We start from the raw sequence: 17,622 nt of genomic DNA, 5'->3' as shown, positions 1-17,622 counted from the left end.
GCCGTTGGTGGCAATGGAATTCGGCAACAGGATTGGATGCTATGGAATCCTTGATAAGAAGACACGAAGCTCATCGACTGGGAGAACGCGAGGGCAGTCCTGACGATCACCATATTGATGAGAGCACTAAGGGTATTGTACTGGCTCAAAGATTGATTCCAACGGGAACCTTGGGCGCCGCGAATCGGGGCCGATTGTTGCAAGCCTTGTACGACATAGGGCCATCTAGCAGAGCAGATCTGGCCCGCCTTACCGGTGTGACTCGAGGAACTATCGGAGGGATTGTCCAGCCCCTGATCGATCAGGGTGTTCTTGCGGAAGGAGAAGTGATACCTCCGAACGAAACAGGGGGCAAGCCAGCTACCAAGTTATGGTTTTCCAAGGATGCAAGACCTATGTGCGCGGTGCTCCTGCTGCACGACCGCGTGAGTGCGTGTTTGGTCTCTTTGGAGGGCGAGGTCTATGCTCAACACGCCGCCGATTTTCCGAAGAACCTAACACACCCCTCCGACGCCTCACGCATTATATGCACCTGTGTCGAAGAAACTATCGCATCTGGCAAGCCGATCTTAGGGATAGGTGTAGCAGTGGCTGGAACGATCAATACGGAGACGGGCACAATTGTGACCGTCAGTCTCGGGCCATTCCTGGACGGCTTACCCCTCGAAGCCGAGTTGCACAAAAGATTTGGAGTTACCGTGTGTGTCGATCAGGATACCAGAGCTTTGCTGGTTGGAGACCGATGGTTTGGGCAAGGCCGCGGTCGGAGAAACTTCGCCTCGGTCCATATCGGCGAGACTTTGGGTGGAGCGCTTTACCTTGATGGGCATCTCTATCGGGGATCCGCAGGTGCAGGCGGTGAAATCGGTCATACGACCGTAGACATCAAAGGTCGGTTATGCCAGTGCGGCCGACGCGGATGCTGGGAATCAATTGCCAGCTCGAAGTGGTTAGCAGACGAGGCCAAGGTCAGGCGGCTGCCACAACCTCACTCATTGGATGTGAGCCGATTATTGACTCTGGCCAACGACAATGTCCCAGGCGCAAGAGAATTACTTCGCGACTACGCGTTCAATATCTCGGTCGGTCTGGCGAACCTCCAGCAGTTCATGGCGCCCAATTTCATCATTATTCACGGCGACATCGTACGAGGGGGAAACCCGATGCTTCATTTAATCCAGGAAAGCTTCCGGGAATTGGTATTCCATCGCCCGGGTGATGAAATTGCCCTTGCTTTCGGAGACAGTGAATGCCTGGCGGCTTTACGCGGTGCCGCCAGTCTTCTTCTTTCTGAATTGCTGAATTTCGTCATCTAATGACATCCGCTACAGATCCTTCGGAAGCTTCTTAAGTGGCGGCAAAATGGACTCCATTTGAAGCAATCTGGGAACGACCTGAGGCGGTCCGCGGTCATTGCCGGGATCTATCTGCAACTCGACGGTCACTCACTGTGCCGAGTGCGTTCGCGACCTCTTCAAGCATCCGGCTTGCTGGCGAAGACATTGACGCTGTCTCCGGGTTGGTTTGACTGGTCTGCCTCTCAGAGAGAGCATTCTCAATTTGAAACTCCGCTACAATCCCGCGCAACTGTTTTGCCTCGATGGCAAGTGCCGTACTTGCGGCCGTGGATTCCTCGGCCATGGCTGCATTTTGCTGCGTAACCTGATCCATTTGATTGACTGTCCGGTTGACCTCAAAAAGGGTTGCGGACTGTTCGTTGGAAGCGGCGGTGACGGCATCAAGCTGAGTGTTGATCAGGACTATCTGTTGAATGATAATCTTGAGTGCTTCGCCGGTGTCTCGGACCAGCTTGACGCCACTGCTGACCTCATCAACCGAATTGAGGATAAGATTCTTGATTTCTTTTGCTGCGTGCGCGGAGCGTTGAGCAAGCTCCCGCACCTCCTGGGCAACCACCGCGAAACCTTTTCCTGCCTCGCCGGATCGTGCCGCCTCGACGCCTGCGTTGAGCGCCAGAAGATTGGTCTGAAACGCGATTTCGTCGATGACCCCCACAATACTGGAGATCTGCGAGGATGACTGTTCGATGCGTTGCATTGCTGCCACAGCGCTTGAGACCACTTCGCCGGAGTGGCGCGCCGACTTGTTTGCCTCGATCGCAACATGTCGCGCCTCCGCTGTGCGCTTTGAGGAACTGGCGACGTTCTGGGTAATCTGATCCAAAGCGGCGGCGGTTTGCTCCAGTGAAGCAGCCTGATGCTCTGTGCGGCGTGACAGGTCCTGCGCGCTCAAACTGATTTCCTGCGCCCCGCCATCGATCGATTCAGTTGCGTACGACACAGCTCTCAAGCTCTCAGCGAGTTGGGCAACGGCAGCATTGAAATTCGCCCGTAACGGTTCGAAGTCGTCGGCGAATTTGTCGTCGAGGCTGAACAGGAGGTTCCCGTCGGCGAGATGCCTTAGGCCTTCTGCAAGCCCGGACGTAGCCTCCGCCATATCCCGCGCTCGCCGATGCTCGGTCTCGGCGAGACGCGCACGTTCAATCTCATTTGCTTCACGGCTTGTCTCTGCATCCTTTTCGAAATCGCGCGCCCGTAACTCGTTGTCCTTGAATATCTGTACTGCCCGGGCCATCGATCCGATCTCGTCGCGGCGAATCGTTCCCTTAACAGTCGAAATGAGATCGCCGTCGGCTATGACCTCCATTGTCGTAACCATCTGCTTGATCGGTTTGACCAACCAGGAGCGAATTGCGAGAAAGCCGAAGCACGAGACAGCGAAGAGTGCCACAATAGCTGTTCCCAAACTCAGCACGGACGTGTCACGGACAACGCTTGAAACGTCACCACGCTTTTGCTCTGCGTCCGAAGCGAGTTTTTCCGTGACGGATGTGAATCTCGGTGAGACAGCAGCAAAGGCGGGTTGGCAAAGAGTGAGATAGAGTTGCTGCACCATGGCAAGCTCGGCTTCACTAGTTGCGCCGCGACCAACTGCGATGGCTGCACCACACGTATCGGTCAGGACGGAGAATCCATCCGCCTTCAACTTCGGCAGTTCGCTCTGCTCAGGAACTGCAGCGATCGCCAGATCCATGAACCTGACGAAGTTTTCTCGTGCGTCATTCAAGCCAGCTTCAGCGCGCGCCCTCGCCTCTTTCGACCGTGTCATCACCATGTCGCTGATGCTGGCACGCGCTGTTTCCAGACTTCGGTTCGACTGGGTCAAGCGTAGTGCTGCAGATGCATCTCTATCGAGAAGCTCCTGATATCTGTCGTTAACCTTCAGCATTTGCCGGTTCTGATAGAACGTCAGACCGAGTGCCAGGATGCCGAAGACAGCCACGATGATAAAGAACTTACCGACAATGGAAACGTGTTTCACAGGCCACTCCTCTAAGCTCGGGATCACTTACGGCAGATGGATGTTCAGATTCTGATGGTTTGATGTCTCGGGTTTTAAAAAAATGGCTGCCGCCGACCTCGTAATCGACGACAGCCAAGTTGCCTGGGAGGGCAGGAGAAAAGAGTTGAAACCCCAGATGGCGATAGTAAGTGCACTTTCTGTCAGTCGCGGATCGCAGTCCCGGTTACTGGATCGAACCAGTGCAATTTCTCCAGGTCGACAGTCAATGGCAGCACCTGATTGGGTCGAGGCGTCAGCGCCGGTGGTATACGCGCCACGAGCCGGTTCTTACCCTTATTGAGAAAGTCTTCGGTATCTTCAGCATCGTTGATATTGACCGACGGTGACGCGATGTCGAAGAACACGAAGGTGTCGGCTCCAAGCGCTTCGGCAACCGGGATCTGCTCGTTGAACAACGCCTCGGCCTCGGGACAAACCTTAAACATCTCTGGGCGAATTCCAACAATGACTTGTCGCCCGGCGAAGGCCGACAGTGCCCCCTGGGCTGGGACCGAGAAGGATATTTTCGTTCCAGTTACCGCAGCTTTTAGCGACCCGCCTTCCGCCGTCAGCTCGACCCGAACAAAATTCATGGCGGGCGAACCGATGAACCCCGCGACGAACAGATTGGACGGCTTGTCGTAAAGCATCTGCGGCGTATCGATCTGCTGAAGATTACTCTCCTGTCCATTAAACACCGGCTTCAGCACAGCCACACGATCGCCCATGGTCATAGCCTCGACCTGATCGTGGGTCACATAAAGGGTTGTGACGCCGAGCCGCTGATTAAGGAGCTTCAGTTCGCCGCGCATCTGCACGCGGAGTTTTGCATCCAGGTTGGAAAGAGGCTCATCCATCAGGAACGCCATGGGATGGCGAACGATCGCCCGGCCCATCGCCACGCGTTGGCGCTGACCGCCGGACAATGCCCCGGGCTTGCGCTCTAAATAACGGGTAAGATCAAGCATTTCCGCTGCGTCGCGAACCAGCTTGTCGATCTTGTCCTTGGGCATTTTTCGCTGCTGCAGACCGAAGGCCATGTTGTCGTAAACGGTCATATGGGGGTAAAGCGCGTAGTTCTGAAAAACCATCGCAATATCCCGGTCCTGGGGTTCTGTCTCCGTCACGTCAGCGTCATCCATGAGCAGCCGGCCGCTGTTGAGCGCTTCAAGACCCGCTGCCATCCGCAATAGTGTCGACTTGCCACAACCCGACGGGCCGACCAACACGACGAATTCTCCGTCCGCGACCGAAAAACTTACATTCGCAACGGCAACGGTCCCGTCCGGAAAGGTCTTGCCGATCCCGTCGAAGGTCATGGACGCCATTTTTATGTACTCCCGCATTTTTCAAGCGAGGCAAGCCGCACCGTTTGTGCGGACATGCCCCTCGCCTTTGGTTCCGGCTTTAGCCGATGTTCACAGCCTTGCCGGTCGCGACGGATTCCTCGATCGCCGCCAGGATCTTTGTGTTTGCCAGACCGTCCTGCGCATCTGCCAGCAGCGGAGCGTCTCGCACAACGCTATCGACAAAGCGGGCAATGGATTCCAAGACAAAACCGCCGATCCGTGTCGCGCCGGTTGGTGTTATGCCGATGTAGTCATTGTATTTCAGTCCGCCGTCGACGATCTTGCGCAGGCCGCCATTATGGGTGGGGTCCGCCTGGACCTGGCCCTTTTCACCAACGAACTCGATCTTGAAATCAACAAGCGAAGGATTGTCACGCGACAGGATCCAGCTGTTCTCCATGGTCACGACCGTGCCCTTGGAAAATTCAAGCACCGACACATGGAAGTCTTTCGTATCCACGCCGGCGGCAAATAGGGTACCCGAGCGGGCAACCGAATAAACACGCACGACTTCGTCTGCGAGAATGAAACGTAGGACATCGACGAGGTGGCTGCCCAGGAACCAGAGTGCCGAAGACTTTGCAGCCCAGCTCAGCATTTCGAGCGGAACGAATGTCGTATTCGAAAGACGCGCGGTCCCGTGTTTGGCCAAGCCGATCTGACCGTTTTGGATCATGTCACGAACCTGGGCGAGGATCGGATTCACACGGTTGTGGAAATCAATCATCAGCTTGCCCTTGGACTTAGCGGCAGCCGCAGCGATTTCCTCGGCTTCACGCACCGTCGTCGCAAGCGGCTTTTCGCTCAACACGTGTTTATCGGCTTTCAGAGCCGCTAGAATGATCGGCGTGTGGGTAAAGTCAGGCGTTGCGACCGAGATGGCGTCGATCTGATCGCTTGAGATCAGCTTCTGGTAGTCGGTGAAGGCCTGCATTGCGCTGTAGCTTTCCTTCATCTTCAGCGCCCGGCCCTCATCAAGATCGCAGACGCCGACCAGATCGGTCTCCGGCAAGACATTAAAGGTATGGGCATGATTGCCGCCCCAGAGACCGGCGCCGATGACGCCCATTCGCAGTCTATTCATTTCATTACTCCATTCATAAAGGAAAGCTCAGCCCTTCACCGAACCAAAGGTGAGGCCTCGTACGACGTATCGATCGAAAACAAGGAAGATGATCATCGGAGGTATCATCGCGAGCACTGCGGCGGCGGCGATGTAGTTCCAGGTCACTCCGCTCGTTGCGAAATACCCAAGTGTTCCGATCGGAAGGGTGGCGGTCGAGCGTGAGCTCAGCACCAGCGGAAAAGCGGCGTTGTTCCACGCGAACACGAAGGCGAACATCGAGGTAACAATGATCCCAGGACGAACGATCGGTAGCGTGATCCGCAACATGATCGTGTACCAACGGGCGCCGTCCACCCGGGCAGCTTCCTCCAGTTCCACTGGCACCTCATCGATAAAGCTCTTCATCAACCAGACGGAAAACGGGATCGTCAGCGTCTGTAGGACCAGGATCATCGAAAAGTAGGAACCCTGGAGGCCAATGCGCGTGATGAGGATGAAATATGGGATCAGAAACGCGACCGGCGGGGCCATCAACAGCCCGAGATACCACAACATGATGTTCTTCTTGCCGCGGAGCTTGAAACGGGACAACGCGTAGGCTGCGGGAACCGAAAAAGGCAGATTGAGTAGCACAGCACCGATCGCGACGATGAGGCTGTTGACCAGTTGCGGCGCGTTGGTGCCAGGATCGACGAGGATGTGCCGGAATGCGTCGAGATTGGGCTCGAATGTGAGTTGCGGCGGCATGGTGAACGCCGTCTCGGCCGGCCGGATCGCAAGGGCGATGAACCACAGGATCGGACCGACGAAGATTGCCAGGAAGAGGAGGCCGGCGGCGTAGGTGAGTGCCGTGTTGAAGCTCGTGTGTCGGCGCGACATTTTACCACTCCTCGTTCCGGAACGCGAAGAAGACGTACAGTGCAACGATGACGTTGACGATCAGCACGGTGATCCAGGTCATGGCACTGACCAGTCCGATGTTGAAGTTCACAAGGCCCTGTTCGTAGAGTGAGTATCCAAGGGTGCGTGTAGACGTGCCCGGTCCGCCGCGCGTGAGCACAAGCACCGTGTCGAAGGTGTTGAAGATCTGCATGAAGCGCAGCATGACGATAATGATTGCGGTGCGTTTGATCAGCGGTAGCTTGATCCGCATCAGGATCGTCCATGCAGACGCGCGATCCAGGCGTGCGGCCTCCAAAATCTCGTCCGGCACGGCCAAAAGGCTCGCATAGAGAACGATTGCAAAGAACGGTGTCCACTGCCAGATGTCGACGAAGAGGATCGCCGCGAGTGCTGTCGATGGCGAGCCAAGAATTCCTTCTGCGGGAACGGGGAGCCAGAGCGACTGCAACACCCAACTCAACAGGCCACCGCCGGGATCATAGAGGTAGCGGAACAAAAAGCCGACGACGATGGGCGCGATCGTTGTTGGCAGGATCAGCAGGGCCCGCACGATGTTCATGCCAGGCAGTGCCTTGAGCAGAATGAGCGCGATCGCCAGGCCAAACGTGAACTCAAGTGCCGTGCCAAGGATCGACAGGATCAGGGTATTGGTGAGCGCGGCGCGAAAGTCGAAAGCGTTGAAGGCCTGCACATAATTCTCGAACCCAATGAACTGGAGCGGCTCCGGGCCGATTTGCAGGTTCCAGAAATAGAAGCTCGATCTTAGGGCAAACAGCAAGGGGTAGGCGATCAGAGCGAGCAGCATCACCACCGAAGGCGCAATCAGCAAGTAGGGCAGGTTTCGTCGGATAAAGCTCTTCCGGGCGGGCCCGAGGGCTCGCGGAGAGCAAACAGTAGTCGTGTGCATTGCCAGATCCAGTTCTTCTTCACTTGGCTGCCGGCGCGATCGCTCTCGCGCCGGCCCGAGGAGAACTCTAATTAGTTCTTGGCGATCAGGGCTTTGGCCCCATCAAGAGTATCTGTGTAGCTATCCTTTTGATAAGGGATCATGAGATTGCCCTTCAGGATGCTCTCGAACAGGCTGTTGGCGCGCTCGAGGCCGGTCTTCGGCTCTTCGCTACCGGTCAGAAGCTGGTTCAATGTGAGACCCAACACGCTTTCGATGGCTGTGTAACCAGGGACAGGCGGGCGTGTGATCTTGCCATTGCCCTGCTTCATCATCGCATACTGCACATCGAGGTAAGGATAGATCGCCTTGACTTCCTCGTCTTGATAGAGCGAAATGCGCGCAAAGTCGGAGAACTGGTAGTTGAGGTCCGGCCAAAGGGCCATTTTCTTCTGCGTGGCTTTCGAGGTCGCCCATTTGATAAAGGCGTAGCCTGCTTCTTGCCTTTCGGAACTCGATGGAATGCCAAGGCTCCAGCCGCCGAGACTAACCGTCTGAGGCACGCCCTCGGCCTTCGGCAAGGCCGCCGTTACGTACTTATCCATGATGTCCGACTTTTTGCCGGTCATGTAGCCCGAGTTCTTGATTAGATAGAAGTACGGGGTCCACCAGTAGAACATGCCGATATCGCCCTTGGCGAAACGGGTGCCGGCATCGAACCAAACATAGTTGATCGCTTCAGGCGGAGACAACTTGTAGAGCTGCCTATAGACTTCGACAGACTTGATCCAGGCGGGGCTCGTCAGTTGCGGGGAGAAATCCCACGGAGCGGCCGGGAAAGATTTGAACCAATTCGCGCCGTGGCTTGCCGACACCTGCGTAAACATGTGGACGATCGGCGACGGCTGGGAACCGCAAACGACGGTTGGAAAGAGCGGCTTACCGGCGAATGATTTGCCTTCCATCGACTTCAGTGTGTCGATGTATTTCGTCCAGGTCCAGTCTTCCGATGTCTCGGTCGGCGGCGCTGCAATGCCGAGTTCGTCAAAGACGTCCTTGCGATACATGACCCCCTGCGCATAGGCGGCAACCGGCAGTGTGCCAACTTGGCCGCGCCACATATTCGAGGAGTAAAGGACCTCGGGGATGAAGTCGGAGAGGTCGAATTCGCTGTCCTTGGCAATAAAATCGTTCAGCGAGATGATCCAGCCGTTGTCGAGATATTGCCCGAGCCACATCTGGTCGACGACGATGACATCGGCGTCGGAGGTCTTGGCGACAAAGGCAGACACGAGGCGCGATTGAAGGGCGTCATAGGAGAGACTCTCCAGTTCGACTTTGATGCCGGTTTCCTTCTCGTATTCTGGCACCAGCGCCTTCATTGAGAAAAAAAATGGGTCTTCAACGGACAGGACGCGCACGGTGTTCGCATCCTGCGCGGCACCCCTCCGTGGAATGGCCAATGATCCCGCGCCAGCCACAAGAGCTGCGACGGAAGCGCTTTTCAGCAGGTCACGTCGCGACATATTTCCGATATCGATTGTCATAAACAGCCTCCTCAGTTGTTTCGTATCCCAACCCCGGCCCTTCAGCGCAGCCCCTGGGCTTCCGCTGGTCGATACTGAGATTGTTACCCCTAATGTGCTTTTTGTAAGCAGTTAGTTTGTACCTCGCACAAACTTATGTTAGTGTCAAGAAGGTGTCGCGGCGAAAATTCCGGCGCGGTAGTGCGGTTGTCATCGAGGTCCTGCTTGCATCACCCGAAAGGGCTTATGTTGTATGGCCGTTCGATAATGTACGGGCTAAAAGGATCCGGTAGATTGGAGAAGAGAATTGAAGTTTGAGAGCCAGCCGTCCTATTCGTTGGGCCAGCGCACCCCTGCCAGCAGAGAAGTCGCCGTCGGCGAGAACGGCGGTAACGTGACACTTGTCTCCCAATCGGCGCTTGGAGCGATAAACCGCGGTCGCGTCCTTCAAGCCTTATATGACAACGGACCCAAAAGCCGGGCAGATCTCGCTCGACTTGCAGGTGTCAACCGGACCACGATAACCGGTATTGTGCAGCCGATGATCGAAGACCAGCTTCTTATTGAGGGAGATGCGTCGCCTTCCGACGTCAAAGGCGGCAAGCCGGCTCGTCCGCTTTATTTTAACCCCGATGCACCGATGCTTGGCGCAGTCCTCCTTCTGCCCGGCACGATACAAACATGCCTCGTGGCGTTAACCGGTGAGATCAAGGCCGTTGCGAAAGCTGAATTTGATACGCATGGCGACACAGAAGCATTCATCGCGGTCATGGCGGAGACGCTTACTGCCACACTGTCTCAGGCCCAGCAGGCGCCGTTTGGCATTGGCGTGGCCTCTGCTGGAATGATCGACAGTGACAATGGAACCATTCTCACCGTCAATCTTGCTCCCGTTCTAACGGGACTTCCCCTCGTAGCAATACTACAAGAACGCTTCTCTCTTCCGGTTGCCATCGATCACCACCCCCGTGCCTTGCTTGTTGGGGACAGATGGTTCGGACCCGGTCGCGGTCAACAAAATTTCGCAGCGGTCTATACTGGCGAGGTTCTCGGCGGCGCCTTCTTCATCGACGGCAAGGTCTATCGTGGACTCGCCGGATCCGGCGGCGAGCTCGGGCACACCGTGGTGCAGATCGATGGTGCCCCTTGCAACTGCGGAAAGCACGGCTGCTGGGAGACGGTCGCTGCTCTTCCGTGGTTACGAAAGGAAGCCGCCCGAATGGGCTTGCCGCATCCCAAGAGCATCACCTGTGCCAGGCTTGTCAAGGAAGCAGACGAAGGCTCGAATGCGGCAGAGGAGCTTCTCGTCCGTTACACACGGAACGTGGCTTTCGGCATCGTCAATCTGCAGCAAACACTCTCCCTCAACTCCTACGTCCTTCATGGAGACGTCGCCGGAGGCGGAATGAAGGCAGCAGAGCTGATCAGGCAGCATGTAGAGCAGCTAGTGGTGAAGAGACCTGGTCAGGAGATATCGATCACGGTGAATGGTATCGGCGAAGGCCATACGGCTCTGCGCGGCGCCGCCGGTCTGGTTTTATCCAGCCACCTCAAGCTGGTCATTTGAGGCTTTGTAGCGACACCGATATGCAACGAAGGGGCTTGCGGACCTGTTGTGTCGATTCGCGCCGGGCAAGGCCTGTCCGGTAGGCTTCTTAAAGAGACTCAGGCGCGCTATCGAATTTTCTAAGGTCGGGATTTGGGCTTGCGACCGTTAAGGTAAGGACTGCCATCGTCTGCGACGGCGGCGGAAAAGAGAGAGGCAAAGAACGGAATGCAGGCCGCCCCGATCGCGCCGGCGCGAGGGCCAAGTCGAGAGGCCTCAACTGCGGCAGCCTCCAAGCCGCGCGACGGGCCAAGGATTGGCTGACTGGAAATTGCGCGTACCAGCCTGTCTGTCACTAGTTCTGGCAGCCGTCCCCCAAGGACAATCAGCGCGGGGTCGAACATCGCCGTAGCTACACGCACCGTCTCGCTGAGCTGCTTTCCGGCGCGTTCAATCCAGATTTCTAACGCCGCTTCGGCGCTATCTGGCAACCGATCGAGGTCGATGAAGTCGTGGATGGCGAAGCCGGCACTGTTGAGGGTGGCAAAAAGGTCTTGGCCGGATGGGCGCGGCTGGTCGTACGGGTAGAGAACTCCGGGCAGGCAGGCGTTTCCATTGACACCGCGGTACGGCCGCCCGTCGATAACCGCCCCTCCCCCGACACCGTGTCCGATGTGAATGAAGAACATCGGATCAGGCTGCGGGATGCGTCCGCCGAACACATACTCTCCGAGCGATGCAGCTGTTCCATCATTCTCGATGTAATAGGGCGCTTCGAAAGTCGCTTTAAAAGCTTGGTCCGCCTCACCATCATCGAAAGCCGGGAAGAAGCTGTGGGCCTTGAGGATGTGCGACATCGTGCCGAAATTGCCGGGCACCGAGCAGCCGACCCCGAGAAGGCGATCTTTACGCGTGCCAAGATCGGTCAGCATCGCTGCGATAGCAGCCTGCGCCGCCTCTGCCACAGACAAAGCTGTGCTGGTCTCGATGTCTACAGATCGGGAGGTAAGAATCTTACCCGCTAGATCAGCAATTGCTACCTCCATTCGGGAGACCGAGAATGTTATTCCCGCGGAAAGATATCGGTCAGCCCGCAAGCTCAGCAAGCGCCGAGGCTGGCCTTGGGCGCCGGTCCGCTCGACCACCTCGATCAGAAGTCCGATCTCAATTAAGCGACCTATCAGCCGAGTGACAGAAGCACCTGTCATGCCGGACCGTTCCGCCAGGTCGACCCGCGCAATCTGCTTGCCTACGAAAATCAGTTCGACCAGTCGTCGTTCGTTCCGTGAAAGGTCCATTGGTTCCAAGAGTGTCAAATTGTCAGCAGCCAAACAGCTATTGCAATATATATTAAATTACGCAATGTAATTAATCTGTCATGAGGATCCTTTAAGAAAGCCAAACCGGAATGACCGCCAAAATGAAATGGGAGAACACCATGCACCAGATCAAACGATTGTTGAGCCTCGCCGCCGTGCTGATCGCGATCGCCTCTCCGGCCTTGGCAAAGAGTCTCGTCGTTTATTCACCTCAGGGGGAAGAGAACGTTCAATGGATAATCGACCAGGCTAAAGCCGCCGGTCACGACGTGCAGTTTCTGCGCGCACCCGGAGGAGAACTTTTTGATCGGCTGGTCGCCGAGAAGAACAACCCCCAGGCCGACGTCGTACTTGGCATGGTCGACGCGTCTATGGCTCTGCTCAAAAAGAATGGCCTGTTCCAGCCATACACACCAGCCTGGGCGGCGGACCTGCCTGCGCACTACAAGGACAAGGAAGGCATTGTCTACAAATTCTGGAGCACACCGGTCGTCATCGCCTATGAGTCTGACAAGCTTGCCGCTGAGCGGGCGCCGAAAAGCTGGCTGGACCTGACAAGGGGCGAATACAAAGGCAAATACGTCATCGGCAACACCGCCTGGCAGACGACAAGGGTCTATCTTGCCGGCATCTTGGCCCGGTTCCTCGACGACAAGGGCGAAGTCACTCAGGCTGGATGGGATTTTCTTGGCGCATTCTATGCGAACGCGATCGTTGTCGATGACGCCGATGCGCGCAAGGAAGCCTTCAAATCGGGCGGTGCGATCATCAATCTGAACTGGTTCGGCGGCGTCATCAAGGACGCCAAGGAGCTCGGCATGCAAGTCAAGGTCATTGACCCGGAAGGTGGCACGCCCGTCATCTCTGAAGGCGTGGCGATCATGGCGGGAACCGATCAGCTGGAGCAGGCAAAGGCTTTCGTCGACTGGTTCGGCTCTGCCGATGTCATGGCCGGCTACGCCAAGAAATTCGGTCAGGTTCCGGTGCTGCCGGCGGCGTTGGCCAAATCACCGCCAGAGGTGCAGGCGAATGCGAAACTAGTCAAGGCGCAGCCGATCGATTGGGATGCCGTCGCGCCCAAACTGGACGGCTGGTTGCAGAAGATCGAGCTAGAAATCCGGTGAGGATGTAGGGCCGGGCGACGCAGATCGCCAGGCTTCTCAGGAGTATGTTTATGCCGACCCCGATCCTCATCATCGATAAACTGCATATTGGCTATGGCGACAAGGTTGTCATCAGCGACCTCTCGCTTGAGATTCACGAAGGCGAGTTCGTTGCTCTGCTCGGGGCTTCCGGCAGCGGCAAATCCAGCGTCCTAAGGACCCTGGCTGGCTTTCATCCGGTCATGAGCGGTCGGATTATTCTTGAAGGAAAAGATATTACCATCGAGCCTCCGGAGCGGCGCAACGTCGGCATGGTATTCCAGAACTATGCGCTGTTTCCAACGATGACGGCTTTCGAGAATATCGCCTTTGCTTTGCGTGTGGCGAAGATCCCGCAGGGCGAGATTGTCAAGCGTGTCACCCAGATCGCCGAAACATCCGGGATTACGGAGCAACTGCACAAGAAGCCCGCGACCATGTCAGGTGGGCAACAACAGCGGGTCGCGATTGCGCGCGCGCTCGTCGCGGGCTCCAAGGTGCTTTTGTTCGACGAACCATTGTCCAATCTCGACGCCAAGGTGCGAGTGACGATGCGCCGCGAGATCAAGAGGCTCCAGCAGGAATTTGGCTTCACGGCGGTCTTTGTCACGCATGATCAGGAAGATGCACTCACCATGTCCGACACGATCGTCGTGCTGGCGAACGGTGGCGTTGAACAGATCGGTGACGGACGTACTCTTTATCGAAAGCCCGCGACGCCGTTCATCTGCGAGTTTATCGGCACCGCCAACGAACTGCTCGCACCGGTTGTCGCGCAAATTCTGGGCCGCGACGTTCGGGGGCGCATCTTTGTCCGCCACGAAGATGTGTTCGTCGGGAAAGCGGTAGAAGCCGGGTTGCCGGCGACCGTCCGCCATGTGGAATTTCTTGGCGCCCACAGCCGCATCGACCTGGATGCCGGCGGACACTTAATTTCGGCCGCCAGGATGGGGCACGAGTTACCTGAAATCGGTGAGACCGTGTCCTGGACGGTCCGGCCGGGCTCGGCGCATATCTTCGAGGAAGCGGGCAGATGAACCGCGCGGCGCCCGTCGAGCGCGTAGTCTATTGGATCGGAGTGGCGGCCCTGATCTGGATCGTCATCACCTTCCTGATCCTGCCGCTAGTCGCGTCACTTCATGCGGCCTTTTTCAAGGACGGCAGCCTGGTGGTCGGCCAGATCGCAAGCGAACTTTCAAGATCACGAAGAGTGCGCGCTGCCCTTTGGAACACGCTTTGGATGACGTCAGCGACCATGGTTACGGTGACCATTGTCGGGATGTTCCAGGTCGTCGTCCTTGAATATTTTCACGTACGCGGTCGCGCACTCTTGAAAATCGCCTATGCAACGCCCCTGGTCTTCGGCGGTGTCGTTGCGGCGGCGGGCTACAACTTCACCTATGGTCCCAGCGGTGCGGTGACACATCTGGTGAAGGCCGCCGTCTCCAGCCTCCCGCAAGCCTGGTTCATCGGCTGGTTTGGCGTGCTCTTCACGCATACCTTTCTGATGACCAACTTTTACTATCTTTTTCTGCGCGCTGCGATGCGCCGCGTCGACTACGCAACAATCGAAGCTGCGCGCAGTATGGGTGCCTCGGAATATACGATCCTGTGGCGTGTGGTACTGCCCGCGATCATGCCGACGTTCCTCGCCGTCACCCTTCTCACCCTTTACACCGCAATCAGCTCTTTCGCCGCCCCTCAGGTGCTGGGCGGTCGCGATTTCCACATGCTGAGCCAGATGGTGCTGACCTTGAACAGCCTGCGCCGTCCCGACATGGCCGCCTTACTCGCGCTTATGATGGGACTATGTCTCATGGCGCTTATACTGCTGTCTCAATATTTCGAAGCGCGCGGCTCCTATGTCGGCGGCGCGAAAGCGACTGCGCCCATCCAGCTACGCAAAATTTGTAGCCCCATCGGCAATGCAGTGCTACATTTTTTTGCCTATCTTCTCGTGGCTATCTATACGGTGCCGATCGCGCTTGTCGTACTCTTCTCCTTCGCCCCTGCCGCGAGCATCGGCATCGAAGTGATCCCATCCAGCCTGACACTGAAGAACTATACCCGCGTCTTCACCGAAGGCAGCGCCTTTCTTCCGTTTTTCAACTCCATAGTGATGAGCCTTGTCGCGGTATCGGCGGCGCTCGTCGTTACACTGTTTGCCGTCCCGGTTATTCTTGGCCGCCGCAGTTGGCTGACGCGCCTTCTGGACATCACTTTCTTCCTGCCATGGGTAGTTCCTAGTATTCTGCTCGCTGTCGGGCTGATCGTCACCTTTGACTCGCCAAACCCGCTCGTTGGCAACGCAGTTCTCCTCGGCGGCTACTGGCTCCTGCCGATTGGCTACGCCATCGTCGCCTTGCCGCTGATGGTGAGGTTCCTGAGGGCCGCCTTCGTAGGAATTGATCCGGCCTATAACGAGGCCGCCCGCTCGATGGGCGCCACCGGTCTTTATCGCTATCGCCGCATCATTCTGCCGATAGTGGCGCCGACTGTAATCCTCGTCGCCGGGATGGCCTTCAACGATCTCCTGTCGGAATACCCCTTGTCGGCCTTTCTATACAACGTCAATAACAAGCCGCTGCCGATTGCAATCGTAGACAGCTCGCTGTCTGTCGATCCTGAGCAGGCGGCCCTCAACCTCGTCTACGTCAATCTGATCATGGTGTTTTCAATGGCGATCATTCTGTTGGCCGAGCGGATCGGCCTTGGCAAAGGTCCAGAAACCACAACATTGTAGAACAGGAGACTGATCCATTGGATACCTGCATCACCGTCTGGCATTGGCCGCACCAGGAGCGTTGGTACGACGAAGGCATTCGCAACTCGCTCACCCTCATTAAGGAAGCTGGCTTCACACACATCAACTGGAATCCCGACTCCGGCAGTTCGTACTGGCTGGCCGACGCCGAGATCGAGTTTACAAGCAGGATCGTGGCCGATGCTGGGCTGAAAGTGCACTCGGTTCATGCCAGCAATGGCCGCAATCCTATCACCGAGATCGGCTACAAAAACCCTGGCCCTTTCGCGATGGAGACGCGCAAGGACTTCCTGTCGCCGCATGAATGGCAGCGCCGCAGCGGAGTCGAGCTGTTGCGTAACCGTGTCGACCTGGCGGCCGCGTTCCAGTCCCCCAATATCGTTCTTCACATCGATATCAACGACAACGTCTTCGGCAGCGAAGCCGCCGAACGAGCGTTCTTCGACCCCCTTTTCCAGTCTCTCGACGAAATCAGGCCTTACTGCGTCGAAAAGGGCGTCCAGATTGCCGCGGAAACTCTCCTCTGCGCCAACGCCCAGAATTTCCTCAACCTCTATGATCGGCTGTTCGCTCGATACGGCAAGGAGTTCATCGGCGTCTGCTTCGATTGTGGCCACTGGGAACTGATCGAGCCAGGCAAGCTCAGCGTGCTTGAGCGCTTCGCGGATCGCGTCATTGCTACTCACATTCACGACAATTTCGGAGCAGTGGATGACCATCTCTTGCCATTCGACGGACGATTAGATTGGCACACGATCGCCTCGGCGATCGCCTCAACTCCTTATCAGACTCCGCTCAACTTCGAGACGCCAATTGACCGGTATGGGATACCAGAATCCGCCTACTATCGCCGCGCTCACGGTGTTGCTGTTAGGCTTGAGGAGATGGTAGCCGAGGCGCGCGAGAGGAAAAGCAGTGATGGCGAATGCGCCTGCCCTCGACAATTCTTCACTACGTCGTGACAAAGGTAGCAGCGTTGACGTTTGAACCGTTCCGCGGTCCAGATGGATGGACAGTTTAGACCAAAGAATCTGTCGGCTTCGTCGGTGTCGTCGAATGGGTCAGCAAATGGCCTTCGGGGCAGCGATAGCCATCGGTCTCGGGTTCGAAGACGAACGTCGACTTGCGCATCATGACGGGCTTGGGCGGAGTGGGATTGCGATAGCCTGTGACGCCAAGGATCTGCCGGTCTTCCAGGCCCTTGGCGATGCCCGGCGTAGCATAGCCGGCATCCAGCCCGTCCGCGCCGACATCGAAGCCGAAACGGGTCTGCTGCCGGTCGAGCCTTGAGAGATAGACGATCGAGTCGTGGACATTGGCTGGCGTGACATAAGTATCGGTGATGATGGCGAGCTTGCCGTCCATCGTGCGATGATCGAGAGAGAAGAAGCCCTTCGGCCTGCCGTCGCGCACCATATAGCCGCTGTCTGAACGCTGCGCGCAACCTTAGTCGTCGTCACCTCCGGCCGGCGTTCCTTGTCCTTCAAGGGCTTCTGGCCGTGCAGCTTGCGTTCGGCCTCGATCGCCGCATCCAGATCGGCCAAGTAGTCGGCGTGCGACTTCTCGACCATTGCAAGATCGTATTCGCCCTTGTTGGCATTGGCCTTCAGATGGGTCGAATCCGTGTAACGCCACCGTGCCGACCAGCCCGTGGCCGATCGCCTGTTCGACGATGTAATCGAAGATGTCCCGGGCAACCAATTTATCGTTGTAACCGCGGCGGTTCTGGGCTGAGCGTCGGGGCGTCGAACACTCGCA

13 protein-coding genes and 1 pseudogene are annotated in these 17,622 nt (G+C 57.0%); 6 read left to right on the top strand and 8 right to left on the bottom strand.

Going from position 1 to position 17,622, the window contains the following annotated elements:
* The first annotated feature begins 41 nt into the window (after positions 1–41).
* Complete coding sequence (locus tag HFO71_RS31560; RefSeq protein ID WP_127431437.1) at positions 42–1,316, top strand: ROK family protein; 1,275 nt, start codon at positions 42–44, stop codon at positions 1,314–1,316.
* A gap of 94 nt (positions 1,317–1,410) precedes the next feature.
* Here the strand turns inward: HFO71_RS31560 and HFO71_RS31555 are convergent, their stop codons facing one another.
* The 6 genes from HFO71_RS31555 to HFO71_RS31530 all read right to left on the bottom strand — a co-directional run bounded on the left by HFO71_RS31555 (position 1,411) and on the right by HFO71_RS31530 (position 9,114).
* Positions 1,411–3,342 (bottom strand): methyl-accepting chemotaxis protein, encoded by a 1,932-nt coding sequence (locus HFO71_RS31555; protein WP_221978075.1) that lies wholly within the window; start codon positions 3,340–3,342, stop codon positions 1,411–1,413.
* 182 nt (positions 3,343–3,524) lie between these two features.
* On the bottom strand, positions 3,525–4,691 hold the full coding sequence (locus tag HFO71_RS31550) for an ABC transporter ATP-binding protein (RefSeq protein WP_127431439.1): 1,167 nt from the start codon (positions 4,689–4,691) through the stop codon (positions 3,525–3,527).
* Positions 4,692–4,770: 79 nt separating this feature from the next.
* Entirely contained in the window at positions 4,771–5,796 is a 1,026-nt protein-coding gene (locus HFO71_RS31545; protein ID WP_127431440.1) for a Gfo/Idh/MocA family protein, read from the bottom strand.
* A 27-nt stretch (positions 5,797–5,823) separates the two neighbouring features.
* Complete coding sequence (locus HFO71_RS31540; RefSeq protein WP_027681768.1) at positions 5,824–6,657, bottom strand: carbohydrate ABC transporter permease; 834 nt, start codon at positions 6,655–6,657, stop codon at positions 5,824–5,826.
* Position 6,658: 1 nt separating this feature from the next.
* Positions 6,659–7,588: a carbohydrate ABC transporter permease gene (locus HFO71_RS31535; protein WP_127431441.1), complete on the bottom strand. Its 930-nt coding sequence runs from the start codon at positions 7,586–7,588 to the stop codon at positions 6,659–6,661.
* Between the two features lie 71 nt (positions 7,589–7,659).
* Positions 7,660–9,114: an ABC transporter substrate-binding protein gene (locus tag HFO71_RS31530; RefSeq protein WP_127431442.1), complete on the bottom strand. Its 1,455-nt coding sequence runs from the start codon at positions 9,112–9,114 to the stop codon at positions 7,660–7,662.
* Between the two features lie 286 nt (positions 9,115–9,400).
* On the opposite strand from HFO71_RS31530, the gene HFO71_RS31525 reads away from it, so the two are divergent.
* Positions 9,401–10,660: an ROK family transcriptional regulator gene (locus HFO71_RS31525; protein WP_221978074.1), complete on the top strand. Its 1,260-nt coding sequence runs from the start codon at positions 9,401–9,403 to the stop codon at positions 10,658–10,660.
* Between the two features lie 119 nt (positions 10,661–10,779).
* On the opposite strand, the gene HFO71_RS31520 is transcribed toward HFO71_RS31525, so the two are convergent.
* Positions 10,780–11,970 (bottom strand): ROK family transcriptional regulator, encoded by a 1,191-nt coding sequence (locus HFO71_RS31520; RefSeq protein WP_245007027.1) that lies wholly within the window; start codon positions 11,968–11,970, stop codon positions 10,780–10,782.
* A gap of 128 nt (positions 11,971–12,098) precedes the next feature.
* On the opposite strand from HFO71_RS31520, the gene HFO71_RS31515 reads away from it, so the two are divergent.
* From HFO71_RS31515 to HFO71_RS31500, 4 genes are read left to right on the top strand one after another with little or no spacing between them, the layout of a single operon-like run.
* Entirely contained in the window at positions 12,099–13,082 is a 984-nt protein-coding gene (locus tag HFO71_RS31515; RefSeq protein ID WP_245007026.1) for an extracellular solute-binding protein, read from the top strand.
* 50 nt (positions 13,083–13,132) lie between these two features.
* Positions 13,133–14,137 carry an ABC transporter ATP-binding protein gene (locus tag HFO71_RS31510; RefSeq protein WP_168257362.1) on the top strand — a complete coding sequence of 335 codons (1,005 nt, stop codon included), beginning with the start codon at positions 13,133–13,135 and terminating at the stop codon, positions 14,135–14,137.
* Positions 14,134–15,843, top strand: a complete 1,710-nt coding sequence (locus tag HFO71_RS31505) for an ABC transporter permease (RefSeq protein WP_221978073.1) — start codon at positions 14,134–14,136, stop codon at positions 15,841–15,843. Before HFO71_RS31510 ends, HFO71_RS31505 begins: the two co-directional genes overlap by 4 nt.
* A 17-nt stretch (positions 15,844–15,860) precedes the next feature.
* Positions 15,861–16,826: a sugar phosphate isomerase/epimerase family protein gene (locus HFO71_RS31500; RefSeq protein ID WP_127431447.1), complete on the top strand. Its 966-nt coding sequence runs from the start codon at positions 15,861–15,863 to the stop codon at positions 16,824–16,826.
* Between the two features lie 85 nt (positions 16,827–16,911).
* On the opposite strand, the pseudogene HFO71_RS31495 reads toward HFO71_RS31500, so the two are convergent.
* Positions 16,912–17,617 (bottom strand): annotated as a pseudogene (locus HFO71_RS31495) (transposase); the annotation flags it as partial.
* Positions 17,618–17,622 lie beyond the last annotated feature (5 nt).

The organism is Rhizobium laguerreae (assembly GCF_019778565.1).
GTDB lineage: Bacteria > Pseudomonadota > Alphaproteobacteria > Rhizobiales > Rhizobiaceae > Rhizobium > Rhizobium laguerreae.
This window is presented reverse-complemented; position numbering and strand designations above follow the sequence as displayed.

Coding starts and splice junctions, on each gene's coding strand:
- HFO71_RS31560 (WP_127431437.1), top strand. CDS start 42: ATGGAATCCTTGATAAGAAGACACGAAGCTCATCGACTGGGAGAACGC.
- HFO71_RS31550 (WP_127431439.1), bottom strand. CDS start 4,691: ATGGCGTCCATGACCTTCGACGGGATCGGCAAGACCTTTCCGGACGGG.
- HFO71_RS31545 (WP_127431440.1), bottom strand. CDS start 5,796: ATGAATAGACTGCGAATGGGCGTCATCGGCGCCGGTCTCTGGGGCGGC.
- HFO71_RS31540 (WP_027681768.1), bottom strand. CDS start 6,657: ATGTCGCGCCGACACACGAGCTTCAACACGGCACTCACCTACGCCGCC.
- HFO71_RS31535 (WP_127431441.1), bottom strand. CDS start 7,588: ATGCACACGACTACTGTTTGCTCTCCGCGAGCCCTCGGGCCCGCCCGG.
- HFO71_RS31530 (WP_127431442.1), bottom strand. CDS start 9,114: ATGACAATCGATATCGGAAATATGTCGCGACGTGACCTGCTGAAAAGC.
- HFO71_RS31510 (WP_168257362.1), top strand. CDS start 13,133: ATGCCGACCCCGATCCTCATCATCGATAAACTGCATATTGGCTATGGC.
- HFO71_RS31505 (WP_221978073.1), top strand. CDS start 14,134: ATGAACCGCGCGGCGCCCGTCGAGCGCGTAGTCTATTGGATCGGAGTG.